The organism is Mesorhizobium sp. M7D.F.Ca.US.005.01.1.1, from assembly GCF_003952545.1.
Classification (GTDB): domain Bacteria; phylum Pseudomonadota; class Alphaproteobacteria; order Rhizobiales; family Rhizobiaceae; genus Mesorhizobium; species Mesorhizobium loti.
In genome coordinates this window covers 5,709,721-5,727,134 of the sequence record NZ_CP034453.1, presented here as the reverse complement: position 1 = coordinate 5,727,134, position 17,414 = coordinate 5,709,721, and the positions used below count along the sequence as shown (strand labels likewise).

Sequence of the window (17,414 nt, the reverse complement as noted above, 5' to 3'; positions counted from 1 at the left end):
TCTGACTTTCGGACGGACTTGGATTGAGTTCATGGAAGGACGTGCGGAGAATCGAGACCCGTGACACCGTCCAGCGCGAGTGCGACACCACCGAGAAACGGGCTGACCGTCGACAACTGCGAGAAAATGACCTTGGTCTGGACCGACATCGAAGGATGCGCCAGTCGCTGCAGGGGGCGTTCGACCGCTGGCCGAAGGTAAGGTTCTGCGCTCGCCATATCGCCGCCAAGGCAAACCAATGGCGGATTGAAGATGTTCACGAGACTGGAAATCGCAGAACCGAGGACTGCGCCAGCATTGTCGAGCACACCGACAACGACCTCATCATTCGCGTTGGCGCGCTCAATGATCTCTTTGAAGGAGGATGGCAGATTGCCGGTCAGCCTGCCGATCTCCTCTGCTAGCGCAGGCTCGCAAAGGTAGGCTGAAAGGCAACCCGAGGCGCCGCAGGAACAATAGCGGCCTTGCGGGACCACCTTGATATGTCCCAGTTCTCCCGCCAGTCCCGTCGAACCGCGATAGATGTCGCCGTCGAGGAATAGAGCGCCGCCGACGCCAGAGCCCGAGAACAGATAAATAAAATCTCTGACGTCGACGCATTCACCGAACATGTATTCCGCCATCGCGGCGGCCTTGCCGTCATTGCCCGCAAAAACGGGAGCATCCAGTGCGGAGGAGAACATATCCACCACAGGGACGCCGCGCCATCCAAGGACGGGAGCGTGAAGCAGTACGCCCTCGTCCGTGAGGAGGCCTGGAAGTGAAATGCCGACTCCGAGCGTCTCGCTGTCGCGACCGCATTCACTGACTATTTCCTTCACCCCCCGAGCGACGACATCGGCGACCTCGTCGAGCTTTCCATCGAAAGCCTGGACCTTGGAGCACACAGGGATTCCGTCGAGTGCGGCGGCGACATAGCCGATTGTGTCAGCCTCGATCTGAACGCCAACGATCAGACCGCTTTCGGGAGAGATGGTGAGGCCTTCCATAGGGCGACCAGGTTTGTTGCTGGTCGCCACAGGGTTGCGTTCAACCAGTCCCAACTCACTGAATTGATTGACAATGGAGGAGACGACAGACTTGTCGATGCCCGTCTTGGCGACGATGTCGCGCTGCGAAACGTTAGGCTCGATGCGTATCCTGTGAAAGATCGCATTGGCATTGAAATGCCTGATGTACGACTTGCTCAAGCCTTGCTCCGATATTTTTCTTGTTTTGAGAATAATTCATACGAGGAGGCCGTATGGGTTGTCAATCGACGAACACCTGTGAATTTCATTTTTCGTATAAATATCGTTATATATCAATCTGTTGTGGAAATTGTCTTCATCGTAGGACTCGCTCACTGGGATATTTTGAACGCAATCTGTTGACGCACATCGTTTTTTGGAGGTAGGTTTTTCTTGTTTACAGAATATATGCCGACGGCAAAACGCTCGGCTCAACAGAGGGTAGAACAATGAGTAACTTGAAATGGATCGGCATGGCGCTCGGGGTGCTCGCGAGCGCATCAGCGGCCAGGGCCGACGGTCCGAAGGAGCTTTGGCACTATTATGCGGCGGGATCTGAAAAGGCCGGTATCGAAGCCCTGATCGCTTTCGCCAACAAGCAGAATCCCAACAACCAGATCGTCGGCAAGGTGATTCCGGGCAACGCCGTTGAAATGCGTCGTCAATTGCAGACCGCGTTCATGGGAAACACGCCGCCCGCCGCCTATCAGAGCTCGATGGCATCGGAGCTGAAGACGTTCGTCGACAGCGGCAAACTCCATGATCTCTCGGAGACCTGGGCAAAAATCAAGGGCGACGAGATTTTCCCGGAGGGCGTTCAGCGGGTCGTCAAGATCGGCGGCAAGCCCTATGGCATTCCCTATGACCTGTCGCTGATCAACAACATCTTCTACAACAAGGCCATCTTCGAAAAAGCAGGGCTTCAGCCTCCCAAGGACTACGAAGGCCTGGTGGCCGCATGCGACAAGCTGCGCGCGGCGGGCGTGGAGCCTTTGGGCAATGCGGGGGGGCCGTTCTGGAGCCTGTATAACTTCTACGCGCCCCTCGTCTCCACTGTGGGCACCGAGGGCTACTACAAGATCGCGAGCGGCGAACTCGGCTTCGATAGTCCGGATTTCCGCAAGGCCCTCGACCTCTACCGCAGCACCATGGTGAAGTGCTACGCCAAGAACTGGAGCGGCAAGACCTGGACTCAAACGGCCGACGATGTCGTCAACGGCAATACCGGAATGTTCATGATGGGCGCCTGGGCGGCGGCCTATTTCAAGCAGGCGGGTTTCGCACCCGTTGAGAAGTTCGATGTGTTTCCAGCGCCAGGGACAGAGGGCAAGGCGATTTTCCAGATGGATGCCTTTGCGGTTCCGGAAGGACCGGCCGATACGCTTGAAACCGCTGAAAAATTCGTCATCTCCGCGGCGTCGGCGGAAGGTCAGGCGGCATTTGCCGTTCCGAAAGGTTCACTCGCACCAAATGTGACGGTTGATCCGTCGATCTACGATGCCGTGGGTGCCAAATTCGCGAAGGAACTGGCGGATGCATCAAAGGCCAACTCTGTGCTGCCGAACCTGTTTTTCCTGCTGCCCACCAAGGTCGGCACGGAATTGGGCGTCCAAATGGAGAAATTCGCGATCGACCCCTCCGATGCAAACGAAAACGAGATGATAACGACGCTTGAGGGCTTGCGGCAGGAAGCTTTGACGGAGGGATCTTATCTGAAGTGGTGATACCGTGGTCGGGCCGACACATGTCGGCCCGACATCCAGGGACGTTGACGATACGATTTGTTGATTCCGCTCGCCGAGAGAACAATCCGACATGCCGAACTTCCAACTTATGCGCCGGAAGTTTCAGACCGAAGGGGTGACCCACGCAGTCTTTCTGTCGCTTCCTGTAACCCTTTTTGCCGTTTTCTATGTCTATCCCATCGTTTCCACATTCAATCTGTCGCTTCACAGCTGGGATGGTTTCTCACCCTCTCCGAAGTATGTCGGGCTGCAGAACTACGTCGTGCTGCTTCACCAATCGCGCTTCTTCCACGCTCTTTTGAACAACATTTCCTGGCTCGTCTTCCTCCTGCTTGGGCCAACGAGCCTCGGCCTGCTCCTGGCGGCTTTGCTCGACAGGGGCATGAAGGGAGAATCGGTGTTCCGTGTCATCTTCTTCCTGCCCTTCACGATCCCGGCCGTGGCCGTGGCCGCGATCTGGCGCTGGATGTATGAGCCGACCAATGGCCTGCTGACGACAGTCATGCGGTCGGTCGGGTTGGGTGGCCTGGCTCAGAACTGGCTGGGGGACCCCTCGATCGTCAACTTCGCGCTCATGGGCTCGATGATGTGGTGGACGACGGGTTTCGCCTTCCTGGTGTTCTTCGCGGGCCTTCGCAATATTCCGGTCGAGTACATAGAGGCCGCGAGGATCGAGGGGGCGACGCCCTGGCAGGTCTTCTGGAAAGTCAGCTTCCCGCTTCTATGGCCCTCCACGATCGTCGTCCTCGGTATGGCCGCGGTCGACGCGATGCGCCTGTTCGATATTGTCTGGGCGATGACCAGTGGTGGCCCCGCATACGCCTCCGAGGTCCTGGCCACGCAGATGTACGACACCGCCTTCGGTAGATTCGAGATGGGCCGCGCCAGCGCGATTTCGGTCTACCTTCTGGTGATCGCCGGGGTCATCATCATGCCCTACATCTACCAGCTGGCAAAACGTGTCCAGGACAGCGAGGCGGAATAGATGAACACTGCCACCGCCAAGCGCACGGCTCTACCGTTTTCGATCCTGGTGGCGGCGGCGGCGATCTTTGCCGCCCCCCTGGTCGTTGCGTTCCTGACGTCGCTCAAATCGCCGTCCGAAATAACGCGCGTGATCGCGTTGCCGAACGAACTCTTCTTCCAGAATTACGCCATCGCCTACGAGCGGATGGGGCGAAGCTTCCTGAACTCGATTGCGATTACGGTGCCATCCGTGATCCTGTCGCTGCTGGTGGGGGCGATTTCCGGCTATCCGCTTGCCTACATGCGCGGAGCTGGCGGACGGGTGGTCTATCTTTTCCTGCTGACGGGCATGCTCGTTCCCTTCCAGATCGTCCAAATCCCTTTGTTTTTTCTGATCAGGGCGATTGGTCTTTACGACACTATTCCCGGCATGTGGCTGGTCCACACCGCCTACAGCGTTCCCTTCTGCACCTTCTTCATGCGGAATTTCTTCGCGTCGGTACCCAGATCGATGTATGAGGCGGCACTCATCGACGGCTGCAGCCCGGTAGCCTACTTCTGGCGGCTTCTTCTTCCGGCGTCGGGATCAGGTCTCGCCGCTCTCGCGATCATCCAGAGTCGCGCCATCTGGAACGACCTTCTCTTTGCCATTACCTTGACAACGAGCGACGAGGCCAGACCTGTCACGGTGACGATAGCCGGTTTCGCCAGCAGCCTGCAGGTTGAATACGGTCCGCTCATGGCCGCCACGCTTATCTCGCTTCTGCCGGTGATGCTCGCCTACCTGCTCTTCCAAAAGGCCTTCGTGCGCGGTTTGCTCGGGGGAGCCGGGAAATAATCGGATCCAGATCCATCAGATCTGAAATAGTGATCACCAGTTTTAGTCCGACGCATGCTTGGTTGAGTCAACAACGTCTCCTTACGATGAGGTGGCGCCAGCTCGACGTCGTCGACAAGCGCGCGTCAACGCATTATTCCAAGCCCCGCTTCGAGCTGTTTGCCGAACAGCCGGCTGCCTATCGCGCGTCTGTCATCGGCAATACGCCGGTCAAGATCGCTGTCGAGGCCGCCATTGGCCAGGGCTGGGATTGCTTCATTGGCCGGGATGGCGATTTCGTCGGCATGCAGTCCTTTGGCGCATCCGGCCCGGCAAGGATCTGTTCCGGCATTTCGGCATAACCGCCGAAGCGATCGTCGCTGTCGCGCGGAGGAAACTGCCCCTGCGAGATAAGGCCGAGGCAGGCCCGCCATGTCCCAGAACCACGCCTGCGGAGTGGTGCCAGGCGAACTGAGGATCGGGAAGATGGTTGGTGCAGATGGCGGATGATCCGTTTCCATCGCAAGCGCATCCGTGCATGAATGTCTCGACGGGCGCTCGGCGACATCAGTGGAAGTTCCATTACGGCAAACTGCGTCCTGTTACATGTTAAAGTGCTACATATTGTGACACAGACAGATCAAGACCTTTCCCAATCCAGCCCGATATCGAGGATCGGCGCACTGTGTGTGATCCAGCCAATCGAAATCAGGTCGACGCCGGTCGCGGCAATTGCAGGGGCCTTCTGCGCGGTCACGCGGCCCGATGCCTCGGTAATCGCCCGTCCGCCAACCATCGCCACGGCCTGGGTCAGCTGCTCGACCGACATGTTGTCCAACAAAACCGCGTCGGCTCCGGCCGCGAGTGCCAGTTCGAGCTGCTCAATCGTGTATGAATGGGATGGTTTGAGCGAGCTCGAGCGTTCGGCGCTATAACGGACTACGGCTCTGCAAATATATCCGCGGTGCTCCCGGGCTGATCGAGCCTCCAGATGCGGGCCATGCAGCGGCGCATCTCGTCAGCGGTGGCGCCGCCTCGAAATTCGGCAAGGCGTATGGCCTTGGCTTCCAGTTCCTGTTTCGCAAGCGTGTTGCCGGGGTCGCCCTTGGGCTCGTCGACGCGGGCATCGAGTTTGCGGCCGTCAACGGTCGTGATGCTCACCTTGCCGACCCATTGCCGGGGGTAAAGGGTGTCGACCTCGGCGTCGCGTTCCATCCGCACCTTGGCCCGGAAACGGGCGACGCGGGCGTCGGCAAGTGCGTGGCGTTCGAACGCGTCGAGGTCGGCGACGCCATGGACGGCGATGAGCCCCAACACCGTACCCATGGAGAACTTCGCCTGATGGACGGTTTGCGGAATGACCACCGCACCCAGGACATCGATGGCTCCCTGGTGGACATGGGTCACCACGTCAGTGATGTCGTCCGGACCGAGCCCTTCGCGGAGCATGAGAGACTGCAGCGCGTCAGCGGCCGGATGGGTGTGCCGGCAGGCGGCGTGCCATTTGAAGGACGTCTCCTCGGTTGCCCAACGGCTGCCGAGGCCGTCCGTCAGGCGGGCCGGATCGGCGTCGCTGGACATGCCGGCCGCCATGCCCTTTTTCCCTTCGAGGATCTGCGCGGCCCCCTTGAAGCCATCGCGCGCCAGATAGGCAGAAAACAGGCCGTTGGCGGCCGCTCGCGCCGTATGAAGCTGCTTGGAATCGGCGGCATCACGCAGGAATTCCCAGAGCCCCGCCGCCTGGGTGCCGGCGGAGCCGAGCGCATGGTTGAGGCCGGCTGCGTCCAGCCCGATCAACTTGCCGACCGCTGCGGCCGCGGCGACAGAGCCAGCCGTGCCGGTGGTGTGGAATATCTCGTAGTGCGAGCGTCCGAGGAACTCGCCAACACGAATACCCGTCTCGTAACCGGCTATGCAGGCCGTCAGGATGTCGCGGCCGGACTTGTTCTCGGCCTCGGCAACCGCCAGGACGGCCGGAAAGATCACTGCCGCCGGATGAAAGACCGAGCCGTTGTGAACGTCGTCCTGTTCCACGACATGGGAGGCCGCGGCGTTGACCATCGCCGCAAAATAGGGGCTGGTGCGCCGCCGCGTCGGGATGATGGTGCTTGGGCCGTCCGCCGGCCCCATCGCTCGAGCGAAGCCGTCGATCATCTCGACCTGGTGCGCGCCTTTGCCGGCCAGCGCCGAGCCGAGCCAGTCGATCATCAGTCCTTGCGCGAAATGAACGACGCGGGGCGGAATTTGTTCGAAGTCGAGTGCGGCAATGAAGGCGCAGAGCCTGGCGGTCGGCCAGTCGGCGGTGTCCGTGCTCATCTGTTGCTCCTCCTCTGCATGCCCTTTAGACCAAAGCGGCTCGGCGCAGCACCTGCCTTGCACGTTCGATCACCGGCCGATCCACCATCTCGCCGTTGACCTGGCTGGCTTCGCCTGATGAGGCTGCACCAATGATGTCGCGTGCCCATGTGATTTCATTTTCGCTCGGGCGAAAGCCATTGCGAATCGGCTCGATCTGCCTCGGGTGAACAGCCATCTTGCCGCCGAAACCCATCTTCATGGCATGGCGTGCGTCATCTTCGGTGATTTCGGGACTGCTCAGGTCGGTCGTCACGCCGTCGATCGGCGCGGCCCGGCCAGCCGCGCGCGAACGCCAGACGATTTCGTTGCGCGCCGCAAGCAGGATCAGCCGATCATGCGCGCAACCGAGATCGAGCGAGAAGTCGACCGAGCCGAAGGCAACGGCAACGACGCCGGGCGTGGCCAATATGTCCGGCAGGTTGGCGAGGCCTACGGCGCTCTCGACCAGCGCGATGACGGAAACGCTGCGTGCCATGTGCCTGGTCATATCAGCAATGTCTTCAGGGCGTTCGGCCTTGGGCAGCATGACGGAGGCGCCGTCGAGGCGCTGCACGGCATCGATGTCCGCTTCGTGCCAAGGTGTGCCAACGGCGTTGATGCGGACCACGACCGCGGATTTCAGCGCGGCTGCATGAGCGACAATTGCTTCGCGAGCGCGGTCCTTGTCGCCAGGGGCGACGGCATCCTCGAGGTCGAGAATGACCGCGTCTGCGCCGCTGCTGTCGGCCTTGGCAAACCGCTCCGGCCGCGAGCCGGGCACGAAAAGCGGCACGACAGGCGTGACGAAGCTCACCATTGCGCCGTGGCCTTGACCGTCACATGGCCGTCGGCCGACCGTACCTCGAGAGCCATGCCGTCCTGGCCTGGGGATGTTGCACTCAGAAGCAGGCGCTGTGGGCCGCTCGCCGGACGCACGCCGCGGAACGAGAAGCGGCGCGGCGCGGCGCCTACAATAGCGGTGGCGAAGTTCACGAGCAGTGTCGCCTGCAGCGGACCATGGATGACGAGCCCGGGATAATGCTCGACCGTCGTGGCGTAGGGCGCGTCATAGTGGATGCGGTGCCCGTTGAAGGTCAGCGCCGAATACCGAAAAAGCAGCACCGGATCGACGTCGACCGAAAGCTCGTGCGGTGCGGTCGGGTTTGGATTTGCTGGCGGGGCAGAGGGCGCAGCATTGGCTTCGGCACCGCGATAGACGATGGTCTGGTCCTCCTCGATCACCGGGCCGGCGTCGTTGGCAATGTCGTGCCGGACCGTGACGAAGGTGAGCGGGCCGGTGCGGCCCTGCTTCTCCTCGATAGCGGTCAATGTCGAGCGGCGGCGGATGCGATCGCCAGAGCGGATCGGAGCCATGAAACGCACATCGCTGGCAGCCCACATGCGGCGTGGAAGCAGCACCGGCGGCAGGAAGCTGCCTTTGGCCGGGTGCCCGTCAGGTCCGAGTTCGCGCCTATCGGCAATATCGGGCGTCAGGCACCAGTGCAGTCCCGGCGTGGCCGCGCCCTCCGCAGTTTGCGCTGCGTAGTCGCCAAGCGTGGCGCCAAAGCTGGCCAGCAGGCGCGGGGTCACAACATCCTCGACCTCGTATGTGCGTCCAACCCATTCCTGCAGCGTGCTTGTGTCCAGGCTCATGAGGTCCTCGTCAGGCGGCGAATTCGGACCGGATCCGGTCTGTGTCGGCGCCAAGGGCGGGAACGCTGGGGACCGTTGCGAATCCCTCCGCCCGCCCTGGCGGCACCGGCACGGCGATGCGCCTGCCGTCCGGCAGCGCCACCTCTGTCCGGCGCAACGCCTTGTGGTGAGGCAGGTCGCGCATTGCGCTCACCCGACCCCAGGCGATCTGTGCCTCGTTGAGACGGTCTATGGCCTCTTCGCAGTCGATTGCCGCGAAGATCGGTTCGATCTCGGCGTCGAGCGCCGTGCGGTTGGCTACCCGCCAGGCATTGGTGGCGAAGCGTTCGTCGGCGAACAGATCCTGTCTTTGCAGCACGACGCTGCAGAAGCGCTTCCATTCATTGTTCTGCTGGATGGACACGACCACGCTGCCGTCCCGACAGGCATAGGGTCGATAGGGGTAGATCGAAGCGTGCGCCAGGCCATATCTCTGCGTCTCGCGGCCCGCATATTCGTAGTGCAGCAGCGGCACGGTCATCCAGTCGGCCATGGCGTCGAACATGGCAATTTCGACAATGCGACCGCGCCCGGTCTTTTCGCGCGCCAGCAAGGCTTCGAGGATCGCCGAATGGGCGTTCATGCCGGTGGCGATGTCGGCGGCGGAAACCCCGACCTTGCTCGGCGTGTCCGGTGTGCCGGTCACCGCGCAGATGCCGCTTTCGGCCTGCACCAGCATGTCGTAGGCGCGCATCGCCGCGTAGGGCGTATCCTGCCCGTAACCGACGATGTTGATGGCAATCAGCCGAGGGAATTTTTCCGCAATTGCATCGGTGGAGAGGCCGAGCCTGTCGATGGCACCCGGCGCGAGATTCTGCACCAGAACATCCGCGCGCGCCACCATCCGATGCAGCAGAGCCAGGTCGTGCTCGGCTTTCAGGTCGAGCACCGCGCTTTCCTTGCCGCGGTTGAGCCAGACGAAGTAGGCCGACATGCCTTCAACAGTGGAATCGTAGTGACGCGCGGTTTCGCCTTCCGGGCGCTCGATCTTCACGACGCGCGCGCCGGCATCGGCAAGGCGGACCGTGCACAGCGGAGCAGCGACGGCCTGCTCGATGGAAACGACAAACAGGCCCTCCAGCGGGCGGACGTCGTCAGACATTGCGCTGCACCCCGGAACGGGCCAGCACACCAGGCTTCAGCCGCTCGTTCTTGCCGTAATCCTCGGCTGCGTGGAAGAACAGGCGCGGCGTGCCATCGATGTCCTCGAGCCGCTTGCGGTAGGCTTCCAGATAGGCCTTGCGACCATCGTCGCCGACACGGCCCGGCATATAGGCGACGAAGGGCGGCAGCACGTCGAAGCCTGAATAGCGCAGCAGGCCATTGTGGATCGGCCACAGCACCGTGAGGATGTCGCCATCGATGCCGTCGGGCGCGTAGGTGTCGGCCGATGTGCCCGTGGTGGCGGCCACCATGGCGAGCTTTCCCCTGAACATGCCGGTGTCGTATTTGCGGCCCGGCAGATAGGCGAAACCGCGCGCGAAGACACGATCGGCCCAGCCCTTGAGCATTGCGGGCATTCCGAACCACCAGACCGGGAACTGGAACAGCACGAAGTCCGCCCGCTTCAGTTTCTCGATCTCGGCGCTGATGTCGGCCGACAGTGCGTCGGCCTCGTAGGCTACGGTCTGCTCGCGCGGCAGGCTGAAGAAGTCCGGATCGTTGCGCTCGCCTGATATGTCGCCCGGCCCTGCGACAGGATTGAAGCCCTTCGCATAGAGGTCGCTGACGACCACATCGTGGCCTGCGCGGGTCAAGGTTTCCACAGCCAGATCCTTCATGGCGCCGTTGAAGGATTTTGCTTCCGGGTGTGCATAGACAATGAGGACGTTCACGGACGACTCCTAGTAGGAACGCGGTAGTCCAAGCACGTGCTCGGAAAGGTATGACAGGATGAGGTTGGTCGAGATCGGCGCGACCTGATAGAGACGCGTCTCGCGGAACTTGCGCTCCACATCGTACTCTTCGGCGAAACCGAACCCGCCATGCGTCTGGATGCAGACATTGGCGGCTTCGTTCGAGGCGTCGGCTGCCAGCATCTTGGCCATGTTGGCTTCAGCGCCGGGGTTCTTGCTGGCCTCGTAGAGGTTCAGCGCCTCGCGCACCATCAACTCGGCCGCGCGCATGTTGGCGTAGACTCTTGCGATCGGAAACTGGATGCCCTGGTTCTGGCCGATCGCCCGGCCAAACACATGCCTTTCCTTGGCGTAGGTGCCTGCCTTTTCGATGAACCATTTCGCATCGCCGACGCATTCGGCTGCAATCAGGATGCGCTCGGCATTCATGCCCGAGAGGATGTAGCGGAATCCCTTTCCCTCTTCGCCGATCAGGTTTTCGGCCGGCACGCGCAGATCGTCGAAGAAGACTTCGGTGGTGGCATGGTTCATCATGGTGCGGATCGGCCGGATGGTGAGGCCGTTGCCAACGGCTTCGCGCATGTCGACGATGAGGACGGAAAGGCCGTCGGTCTTCTTCATGCCGTCCTTGAGCGGCGTGGTCCGCGCCAGGAGCAGCATCAGATCCGAATGCTCGGCGCGGCTGGTCCAGATCTTCTGGCCCTTGACCACGAAATGATCGCCATCAAGGCGAGCCGTGGTCTTGAGCGCGCCGGTATCCGTGCCGCTGGTCGGTTCCGTGACGCCGAAGGCCTGCAGGCGCAATTCTCCCGCGGCGATCTTCGGCAGGTATCGCTGCTTCTGGGCTTCCGAGCCGTGGCGGACAAGCGTGCCCATCGTGTACATCTGGGCATGGCAGGCGCCGCCATTGCAGCCAGCGCGCTGGATTTCCTCCAGCACGGCAGCGGCGGCCGAAAGTGGCAGCCCCGAGCCGCCATACGCCTCCGGGATCAGGATCGAGAGCCAGCCGGCCTCGGTCAACGCTGCGACGAATTCACCGGGGTAGGTCATGTCCCTGTCGAGGGCGCGCCAGTATTCTCCGGGAAAGCGCGCGCACAGCCTGGCGACGGCATCGCGAATGTCCTGATAGGATTCCATGAGGTTTGTCCGGCTTTTCGTCTTGCTGCGGGCCTCACTATCGCGCCTCAATGCCCTGTCAGCAATGCAAGGCGGACGTGAGCAGATATAACGGAATTCGAATGCTTAGGGCGGGGGGCCGAGAAGCTGGCCAACCCAGACGGCCCGCCCGACAAGATCCTTGACGATGTCCTCTATCGCTTGTCCGGCAAACCGCGCCAGCCGCGAGGCAGGCCGGTCTGCCGGGTAGGCAAGGATCAGGCGGCGCACGGGCACCGGGTCGATCAACGGCGCGGCGGTGAGCAGCCCGGCGGTCACGTCGGCATGGATGGGAGCGAGCGGCAGGATCGTCCAGCCATGTCCGTTGCGCACCAGGTCTTTCAGCGCCGAATACGAATCCGCTTCGATGCCGACATCGAGCGTGATGCCGGCATCCGTGGCGCAGCGTTCCACGATGATGCGCAGCCCGTGCTTGATGCTGGGCAGCAGCAGGCGCTTGCCGGCGAGCGAGGCGAACGATACGGCGCGCACGGTTGAAAATCCCGCGTCTGGCGGTCCGATCAGGAAGAGGTTTTCCAGGAGCAGCGGGCGCGAGCGCAGCGAACGCGCCATGCGGGGGTCGTAGAGCACCGCGACGTCCACCTCGCCGCGGTGCATCCAGTCCAGCAAATAGCCGGTGTAGGCGCTGACAAGTCTGAGTTTCGCCTTGGGATGGGCCTTGCCGAAGGCGGCAGCCAGCGGCAGCGAAATAATATCGGCAACGGTGGGTGGCAGGCCGATGGCCACTTCGCCGGTCAGCGGCGCATCGGCGGGCGTGGCCGTGGCGCGGATCTCGTCGATCTCGGCCATCACGCGCATGGCGTGCGTCAGCACCTCCTTGCCCTGCTCGGACAGCACCATGCCGCGTCCATGGCGCAGGAAAAGGGCAAAGCCCAATTCCTCCTCCAGCATACGCACCTGCCGGCTGAGCGCCGGCTGCGCAATGTGCAACCGGTCGGCAGCCTTGCTGAGGCTGCCGAGTTCAGCGACGTGGATCAGGGTGCGCAGTTGCGATAACTCCATGAGCTATCGAATATCATTATATCTGATCACAAGAAAGAGACGAAGATTAGATCGGACCGCCGAGGTAACCTGGTTCCAATCCACATTCCCGGGGGTCCAAGGTGACGGCGAGCGTAGAAGCAAAACATCCGCAAGCAGCAGCACTTGCAGCCGCTCCGGCGGCGTCTGAGAAGCAGTGGCCAGATCAGGTCTATGACGTGCTCAAGGCTGCCGGCATCAGCCATATGTCCTATGTGCCGGACGCCGGCCATACCACATTGATCCGCCTTTTCAGTGAGGATCCCGAGGTCGTCACCAACGTGCTGACGACGGAGGAAGAGGGCATCGCCATCGCCGCCGGCTGCTGGCTCGGTGGCAAGCGGAGCGTCGTGCTCATGCAATCCTCCGGCGTCGGCAACTGCATCAACATGCTGTCACTTCCCGTGCAGGCGCGCTTTCCCTTGCTCGTCCTGGTGACGATGCGCGGCGAATGGGCCGAGTTCAATCCGTGGCAGGTGCCGATGGGGCAGGCGACGGAGGCCTCGCTGAAGGCGATCGGCCTCAGGGTGCTGCGCGCCGAGACCGGTCCCGACCTCGTGGAGACGGTGGCGCAAGCAGCCCTGATGGCTTTCGACGCGGACCAGCAGATTGCCGTGCTGATCGGGCAGCGGCTGCTCGGCAAGAAGAAGTGGTGAGCGACATGAATTTACAGACGATGGACCGCCGGGTTGCGGTGAAGAAGCTGCTCGACGCCCGCGACGGCGCATTGGTCGTGACCGGTCTCGGCTCGCCGAGCTACGACGTGCATGCCGCCGGCGACCGCAACGACAACTACTATCTGTGGGGCGCCATGGGGGGTGCTGCGCTGATCGGCCTCGGGCTTGCCCAGGCCCAGTCCGACAAGCGGGTCATGGTTATTACCGGAGATGGCGAACAGCTGATGGCGTTCGGTTCGCTGGCGACGATCTCGGTGGCGCGGCCGAAAAATCTCGACCTAATCGTGCTCGACAACCAGCATTTCGGCGAGACCGGCATGCAGTCCAGCCACACCGGCAAGGGCATTGGTTTCGACAAGGTCGCGGCCGCCTGCGGTTTTTCGAAAACCGCCGAGTTGCGTTCGCTGGAGGAAGTCGACACGCTGTGTGAAGAGCTGCGTCGCCCGGCCGACGGCCCACGCCTTTTCGTGCTGAAAATCACCGCCGAGAACCTGCCGCGCTCGCTGCCGCCGCGCGACGCGGTCGAGGTCAAGAACCGCTTTCGCGCCCATCTGGGCTTTGCCACCTGTTGAGGGCCGATATGACGCTGGTCAGTTTCCAGAACACGGTCGGCGGTCGGCTCCAATCGACAGCCGATACATTCGAGAGCCACGATCCGTTTACCGGCAGGCCGTGGGCGCTGATCCCGCGCGGCGGAGAGGCGAGGTGGACGCTGCCGTGGCGTCCGCCAAAGCGGCTTTCCGGTCGAAGGAATGGGCCGGCATTACGCCCACCGCGCGCGGCAAGCTGCTTGTGCGACTGTCTGAGCTGATCGCCGAGAATGCGGATCGCATTGCCGCCATCGAGACGCGTGACAACGGCAAGCTGATCACCGAAATGACGGCGCAGCTGCATTATATCCCGGAATGGTTCCGCTATTTCGGCGGTCTTGCCGACAAGATCGAAGGGTCGGTGCTGCCGATCGACAAGGCAGGGATGTTTGCTTTCACCCGCCACGAGCCGCTGGGTGTCATTGCGGCAATCGTGCCGTGGAACTCGCCGCTTCTGCTTCTGACTTGGAAGCTCGCGCCGCTGCTGGCAGCCGGCAACACTGTCGTCATCAAGCCGTCGGAACATGCCTCCGCCTCGACGCTGGAGTTCGTGAAACTGTTTGCGCAGGCGGGCTTTCCCCCTGGCGTGGTCAACACCGTCACCGGTATGCCGCTTGATGTCGGCGTGCCGCTCGTTGCTCACCCCGACGTCGCCAAGATCGCGTTTACCGGCGGCGAGCCCGGCGGCATTGCGGTCTATCGAGCGGCTGCCGAACAGCTCAAGACCGTCACGCTGGAGCTGGGCGGCAAATCGGCCAACATCGTCTTCGACGATGCCAATATTGAGAGCGCGGTCAACGGCGCGATATCAGGCATTTTCGCGGCCAGCGGCCAGACCTGCATTGCCGGCTCTCGCCTGCTGGTGCATCGCAAGATCCATGACCGGTTCGTGGAGAATGTCATAACGCTGGCGGCCAGCGCTCGACTGGGCAATCCGGCGCTGGCCGAGACGCAGGTGGGGCCGATCACCACGCAAGCCCAGCGCGAGAAGATCTTATCCTATCTCGGCATCGCGCGCAGCGAGGGCGCGCTGTGCGTGCTGGGCGGCGGCAAGCCGACGTCTGGTGAACTGGCCGAGGGCTGGTTCGTCGAGCCCACCATTTTCACCGGCGTGAACAACACCATGCGGATCGCGCGTGAAGAGGTGTTCGGGCCGATCCTGTCGGTCATTCCGTTCGACGACGAGGACGAGGCCTTCGCCATTGCCAATGACAGCCCCTACGGACTGGCGGCCGGGATATGGACCAGCGATATGGGCCGGGCGCTGCGCGGCGCGGCCGCAATGGAAGCGGGGATGGTCTGGATCAATTCATACCGTGCCGTCTCCTACATGGCGCCCTTCGGCGGCTACAAGAGGAGCGGCATCGGCCGCGAAAGCGGGCAGGAGGCCATCAATTCCTATCTGCAAACCAAAACGGTGTGGATAGACACGGCCGGCAAGACCGCCAATCCCTTCGTTATCCGCTAGGGTAGGCTTCGGTGGGAGAATCTTCCTTATCCGTGGCCAAGCTCGGCACACCGCTCCCTGAGACGGTGGCCGACTTACAATGATCGAGGGACTGGACATGAGACAGGCAGGCAAGGTGGCTGTTGTCACAGGAGCGGCGCGCGGCATCGGACGCGCTTGCGCGGAACGCTTTCTGGCCGAAGGCGCGAAGCTCGTGCTCGGCGACATCGATGCCACGGAACTGAGAAAATGTGCCGCTGAAATCGGCACCACCGACAGCGTCCTGGCTCTCGTTACGGATGTCAGCAAGAAGGACCAGATCGATGCGCTGGTTGCGGCGGCGGTAGCGAAGTTCGGCCGTGTCGACATCATGGTCAACAATGCCGGCATCGCTCCGGTTCAAGACTTTCTCGACATCACAGAGGCGGACTACGACAGGGTTCTCGCCGTCAATCTGAAGGGCGCGTTCATGGGCACCCAGGCGGCAGCCCGGCAGATGATCGCGCAGGGTGGTGGCGGCGTTATCATCAACATGTCGTCGATCAATTCCGGCCTCGCCAACCCGCGCGTCGCCACCTACGCGATCTCCAAGGGCGGCATGAACCAGGTCACCAGCACCGCGGCCGTCGCCTTCGCTCCCCACGGCATCCGCGTGGTCGGTGTCGGCCCGGGCACTATCGCCACGGACATGGTCATGGACGGGACATTCATCGACTCGGAAGAAATGCGGCGGGCGGTTCTTTCGCGCACACCGCTCGGGCGCCTCGGCACGGCAGCCGAGATCGCCTCGGTCGTGGCGTTCCTGGCCAGCGACGACGCTTCCTACATCACCGGCGAGACGATCTACCCCGACGGAGGGCGCCGGGTGCTGAACTATACGGTCCCGATCAAGGAGTGAGGATATGGGTAATTTCGACAAGCTGCATCACATCTGCATCGTCGTGCACGATATCGACAAGGCGCAGGCCTATTATGACTCCATCGGCATCGGGCCATGGGAGTCCTATCCGCCGCTGGCCGAATACGAAGAACTCCAGGTCCCAAGCCCGGAGGGTTTCAAGGCGATGCAATACCGGATTTGCAACTTGCCGAACACTCAGCTGCAACTGTGCCAGCCGAACCACGATCCTTCACCACAGCGGATTCATCTCGATACCAAGGGTGAAGGCGTCTTCCATATCGGCTTTGAGGTCCGTGATGCGGACGCAGCCGAAGCCAAGGCAAAAACCGACGGACTTGTCGTGCTGATGCGCGGGCGCCGGGAAAACCGCACCGGCTTCACCTACTACGACACAGCGAACAAGGCGGGGGTGATCCTGCTGACGCGGGCGACCAATCTGCCCGGCAAATGATCTTCGCGCGAAGGATTGGGGCTGGACAAGGAGACGGGGCGACTGATCAGCTGCCCCGCAATTCCTGAAGCCGGTCGACCAGGAATTTGCCGCTGGTGATGATATGCATTTCCAAAAGGCCGACGGCGCGCAGCGTATCCTTGGCTTCGCACAGGTCGATGAGCTGCCAGTGGTCGCGGTCGGACTGGGCCTGGATCTCGGTGAGCGTCACCATCATGCGCGTGTAGCGTTCCAGCTGCTGGTAGATGCGCCCTACCAGTTCGATCGTCGCCTTGCGGCCGGACGGCGCGTAGAGCGCGGCGTGGAAGTTCCAGTTGAGCTGGTTCGAGTACTCGCCTGTCTTGCCCTGCTCCTGGTGCTGTTTTGCGCGCTCGCGGGCCAGAGCGAGGTCGGCCTCCGTCATCCTTGGAATGGCTAGTGCCAGTAGCCATGTTTCGATCCGGGCCCGCAATTCGTAGAGCTCGAGGATCTCGTCCAGGGAAATGGAGGTGACGACGGCGCCCTTGTGGGAAACCAGCGTGACGAAGCCTTCCGAATGAAGCTGATGCAGCGCCTCTCGTACCGGAATTCGGCTGACGCCGAACTCGGTGGCCAGATGCTCCTGCCGCAGCTGGAAGTTGGCCTCGTATTCGCCGATCAGGATCTTCTGCCTGATGGCATCGGCGACCTGGGTCGAGATGGTTTTCTTCTGTACGAGCATGAATCAGCCTGGGGCGGCCGCCGTGTTTG

16 protein-coding genes and 3 pseudogenes are annotated in these 17,414 nt (G+C 62.0%); 9 read left to right on the top strand and 10 right to left on the bottom strand.

Annotated features, from left to right (window positions below):
* Positions 1 to 29 precede the first annotated feature (29 nt).
* The gene (locus EJ076_RS27890; RefSeq protein ID WP_126070035.1) at positions 30 to 1,190 is read right to left on the bottom strand and encodes an ROK family transcriptional regulator; all 1,161 of its coding nucleotides are present in this window, start codon (positions 1,188 to 1,190) and stop codon (positions 30 to 32) included.
* Positions 1,191 to 1,483: 293 nt separating this feature from the next.
* Here EJ076_RS27890 and EJ076_RS27885 point away from each other — a divergent pair, with 293 nt between their 5' ends.
* The 4 genes and pseudogenes from EJ076_RS27885 to EJ076_RS27870 form a co-directional block, all read left to right on the top strand.
* On the top strand, positions 1,484 to 2,734 hold the full coding sequence (locus EJ076_RS27885) for an ABC transporter substrate-binding protein (RefSeq protein ID WP_164548751.1): 1,251 nt from the start codon (positions 1,484 to 1,486) through the stop codon (positions 2,732 to 2,734).
* 136 nt (positions 2,735 to 2,870) lie between these two features.
* The gene (locus tag EJ076_RS27880) at positions 2,871 to 3,740 is read left to right on the top strand and encodes a sugar ABC transporter permease (RefSeq protein WP_245462899.1); all 870 of its coding nucleotides are present in this window, start codon (positions 2,871 to 2,873) and stop codon (positions 3,738 to 3,740) included.
* Positions 3,741 to 4,559 (top strand): carbohydrate ABC transporter permease, encoded by an 819-nt coding sequence (locus EJ076_RS27875; RefSeq protein WP_126070032.1) that lies wholly within the window; start codon positions 3,741 to 3,743, stop codon positions 4,557 to 4,559.
* Positions 4,560 to 4,711: 152 nt separating this feature from the next.
* Positions 4,712 to 4,938: pseudogene (locus tag EJ076_RS27870) on the top strand (transketolase); the annotation flags it as partial.
* 240 nt (positions 4,939 to 5,178) lie between these two features.
* Here EJ076_RS27870 and EJ076_RS27865 read toward each other — a convergent pair.
* From EJ076_RS27865 to EJ076_RS27830, 8 genes and pseudogenes are all read right to left on the bottom strand, one after another.
* Positions 5,179 to 5,427: pseudogene (locus EJ076_RS27865) on the bottom strand (nicotinate-nucleotide diphosphorylase (carboxylating)); the annotation flags it as partial.
* Between the two features lie 50 nt (positions 5,428 to 5,477).
* Positions 5,478 to 6,854, bottom strand: a complete 1,377-nt coding sequence (locus tag EJ076_RS27860) for an MmgE/PrpD family protein (RefSeq protein WP_126070031.1) — start codon at positions 6,852 to 6,854, stop codon at positions 5,478 to 5,480.
* 25 nt (positions 6,855 to 6,879) lie between these two features.
* Complete coding sequence (locus EJ076_RS27855) at positions 6,880 to 7,692, bottom strand: CoA ester lyase (protein WP_126070030.1); 813 nt, start codon at positions 7,690 to 7,692, stop codon at positions 6,880 to 6,882.
* A complete protein-coding gene (locus tag EJ076_RS27850; protein ID WP_109660104.1) occupies positions 7,686 to 8,528 on the bottom strand; it encodes a MaoC family dehydratase N-terminal domain-containing protein in 843 nt (280 codons plus the stop codon). The genes EJ076_RS27855 and EJ076_RS27850 overlap by 7 nt, the downstream gene beginning before the upstream one ends.
* A gap of 10 nt (positions 8,529 to 8,538) precedes the next feature.
* Positions 8,539 to 9,669: a CaiB/BaiF CoA-transferase family protein gene (locus tag EJ076_RS27845; protein WP_126070029.1), complete on the bottom strand. Its 1,131-nt coding sequence runs from the start codon at positions 9,667 to 9,669 to the stop codon at positions 8,539 to 8,541.
* Positions 9,662 to 10,402: an NAD(P)H-dependent oxidoreductase gene (locus tag EJ076_RS27840; protein WP_126070028.1), complete on the bottom strand. Its 741-nt coding sequence runs from the start codon at positions 10,400 to 10,402 to the stop codon at positions 9,662 to 9,664. The genes EJ076_RS27845 and EJ076_RS27840 overlap by 8 nt, the downstream gene beginning before the upstream one ends.
* 9 nt (positions 10,403 to 10,411) lie before the next feature.
* Entirely contained in the window at positions 10,412 to 11,560 is a 1,149-nt protein-coding gene (locus tag EJ076_RS27835; RefSeq protein WP_126070027.1) for an acyl-CoA dehydrogenase family protein, read from the bottom strand.
* 105 nt (positions 11,561 to 11,665) lie between these two features.
* A complete protein-coding gene (locus tag EJ076_RS27830) occupies positions 11,666 to 12,601 on the bottom strand; it encodes a LysR substrate-binding domain-containing protein (protein ID WP_126070026.1) in 936 nt (311 codons plus the stop codon).
* A 101-nt stretch (positions 12,602 to 12,702) separates the two neighbouring features.
* Here EJ076_RS27830 and EJ076_RS27825 point away from each other — a divergent pair, with 101 nt between their 5' ends.
* The 5 genes and pseudogenes from EJ076_RS27825 to EJ076_RS27805 all read left to right on the top strand — a co-directional run bounded on the left by EJ076_RS27825 (position 12,703) and on the right by EJ076_RS27805 (position 16,685).
* Entirely contained in the window at positions 12,703 to 13,275 is a 573-nt protein-coding gene (locus EJ076_RS27825; RefSeq protein WP_126070025.1) for a thiamine pyrophosphate-binding protein, read from the top strand.
* A 5-nt stretch (positions 13,276 to 13,280) separates the two neighbouring features.
* Positions 13,281 to 13,868 carry a thiamine pyrophosphate-dependent enzyme gene (locus EJ076_RS27820; protein WP_126070024.1) on the top strand — a complete coding sequence of 196 codons (588 nt, stop codon included), beginning with the start codon at positions 13,281 to 13,283 and terminating at the stop codon, positions 13,866 to 13,868.
* Between the two features lie 8 nt (positions 13,869 to 13,876).
* Positions 13,877 to 15,354 (top strand): annotated as a pseudogene (locus tag EJ076_RS27815) (aldehyde dehydrogenase).
* 97 nt (positions 15,355 to 15,451) lie between these two features.
* Positions 15,452 to 16,231, top strand: coding sequence for an SDR family oxidoreductase (locus EJ076_RS27810; RefSeq protein ID WP_109661315.1), 780 nt, complete (start codon positions 15,452 to 15,454; stop codon positions 16,229 to 16,231).
* Positions 16,232 to 16,235: 4 nt separating this feature from the next.
* Positions 16,236 to 16,685, top strand: coding sequence for a VOC family protein (locus EJ076_RS27805; RefSeq protein WP_126070023.1), 450 nt, complete (start codon positions 16,236 to 16,238; stop codon positions 16,683 to 16,685).
* Between the two features lie 46 nt (positions 16,686 to 16,731).
* On the opposite strand, the gene EJ076_RS27800 is transcribed toward EJ076_RS27805, so the two are convergent.
* Complete coding sequence (locus tag EJ076_RS27800) at positions 16,732 to 17,385, bottom strand: GntR family transcriptional regulator (protein ID WP_027167548.1); 654 nt, start codon at positions 17,383 to 17,385, stop codon at positions 16,732 to 16,734.
* Positions 17,386 to 17,414 lie beyond the last annotated feature (29 nt).

Coding starts and splice junctions, on each gene's coding strand:
- EJ076_RS27885 (WP_164548751.1), top strand. CDS start 1,484: ATGGCGCTCGGGGTGCTCGCGAGCGCATCAGCGGCCAGGGCCGACGGT.
- EJ076_RS27830 (WP_126070026.1), bottom strand. CDS start 12,601: ATGGAGTTATCGCAACTGCGCACCCTGATCCACGTCGCTGAACTCGGC.
- EJ076_RS27875 (WP_126070032.1), top strand. CDS start 3,741: ATGAACACTGCCACCGCCAAGCGCACGGCTCTACCGTTTTCGATCCTG.
- EJ076_RS27855 (WP_126070030.1), bottom strand. CDS start 7,692: ATGGTGAGCTTCGTCACGCCTGTCGTGCCGCTTTTCGTGCCCGGCTCG.
- EJ076_RS27800 (WP_027167548.1), bottom strand. CDS start 17,385: ATGCTCGTACAGAAGAAAACCATCTCGACCCAGGTCGCCGATGCCATC.
- EJ076_RS27860 (WP_126070031.1), bottom strand. CDS start 6,854: ATGAGCACGGACACCGCCGACTGGCCGACCGCCAGGCTCTGCGCCTTC.
- EJ076_RS27835 (WP_126070027.1), bottom strand. CDS start 11,560: ATGGAATCCTATCAGGACATTCGCGATGCCGTCGCCAGGCTGTGCGCG.
- EJ076_RS27845 (WP_126070029.1), bottom strand. CDS start 9,669: ATGTCTGACGACGTCCGCCCGCTGGAGGGCCTGTTTGTCGTTTCCATC.
- EJ076_RS27820 (WP_126070024.1), top strand. CDS start 13,281: ATGAATTTACAGACGATGGACCGCCGGGTTGCGGTGAAGAAGCTGCTC.
- EJ076_RS27850 (WP_109660104.1), bottom strand. CDS start 8,528: ATGAGCCTGGACACAAGCACGCTGCAGGAATGGGTTGGACGCACATAC.
- EJ076_RS27805 (WP_126070023.1), top strand. CDS start 16,236: ATGGGTAATTTCGACAAGCTGCATCACATCTGCATCGTCGTGCACGAT.
- EJ076_RS27810 (WP_109661315.1), top strand. CDS start 15,452: ATGAGACAGGCAGGCAAGGTGGCTGTTGTCACAGGAGCGGCGCGCGGC.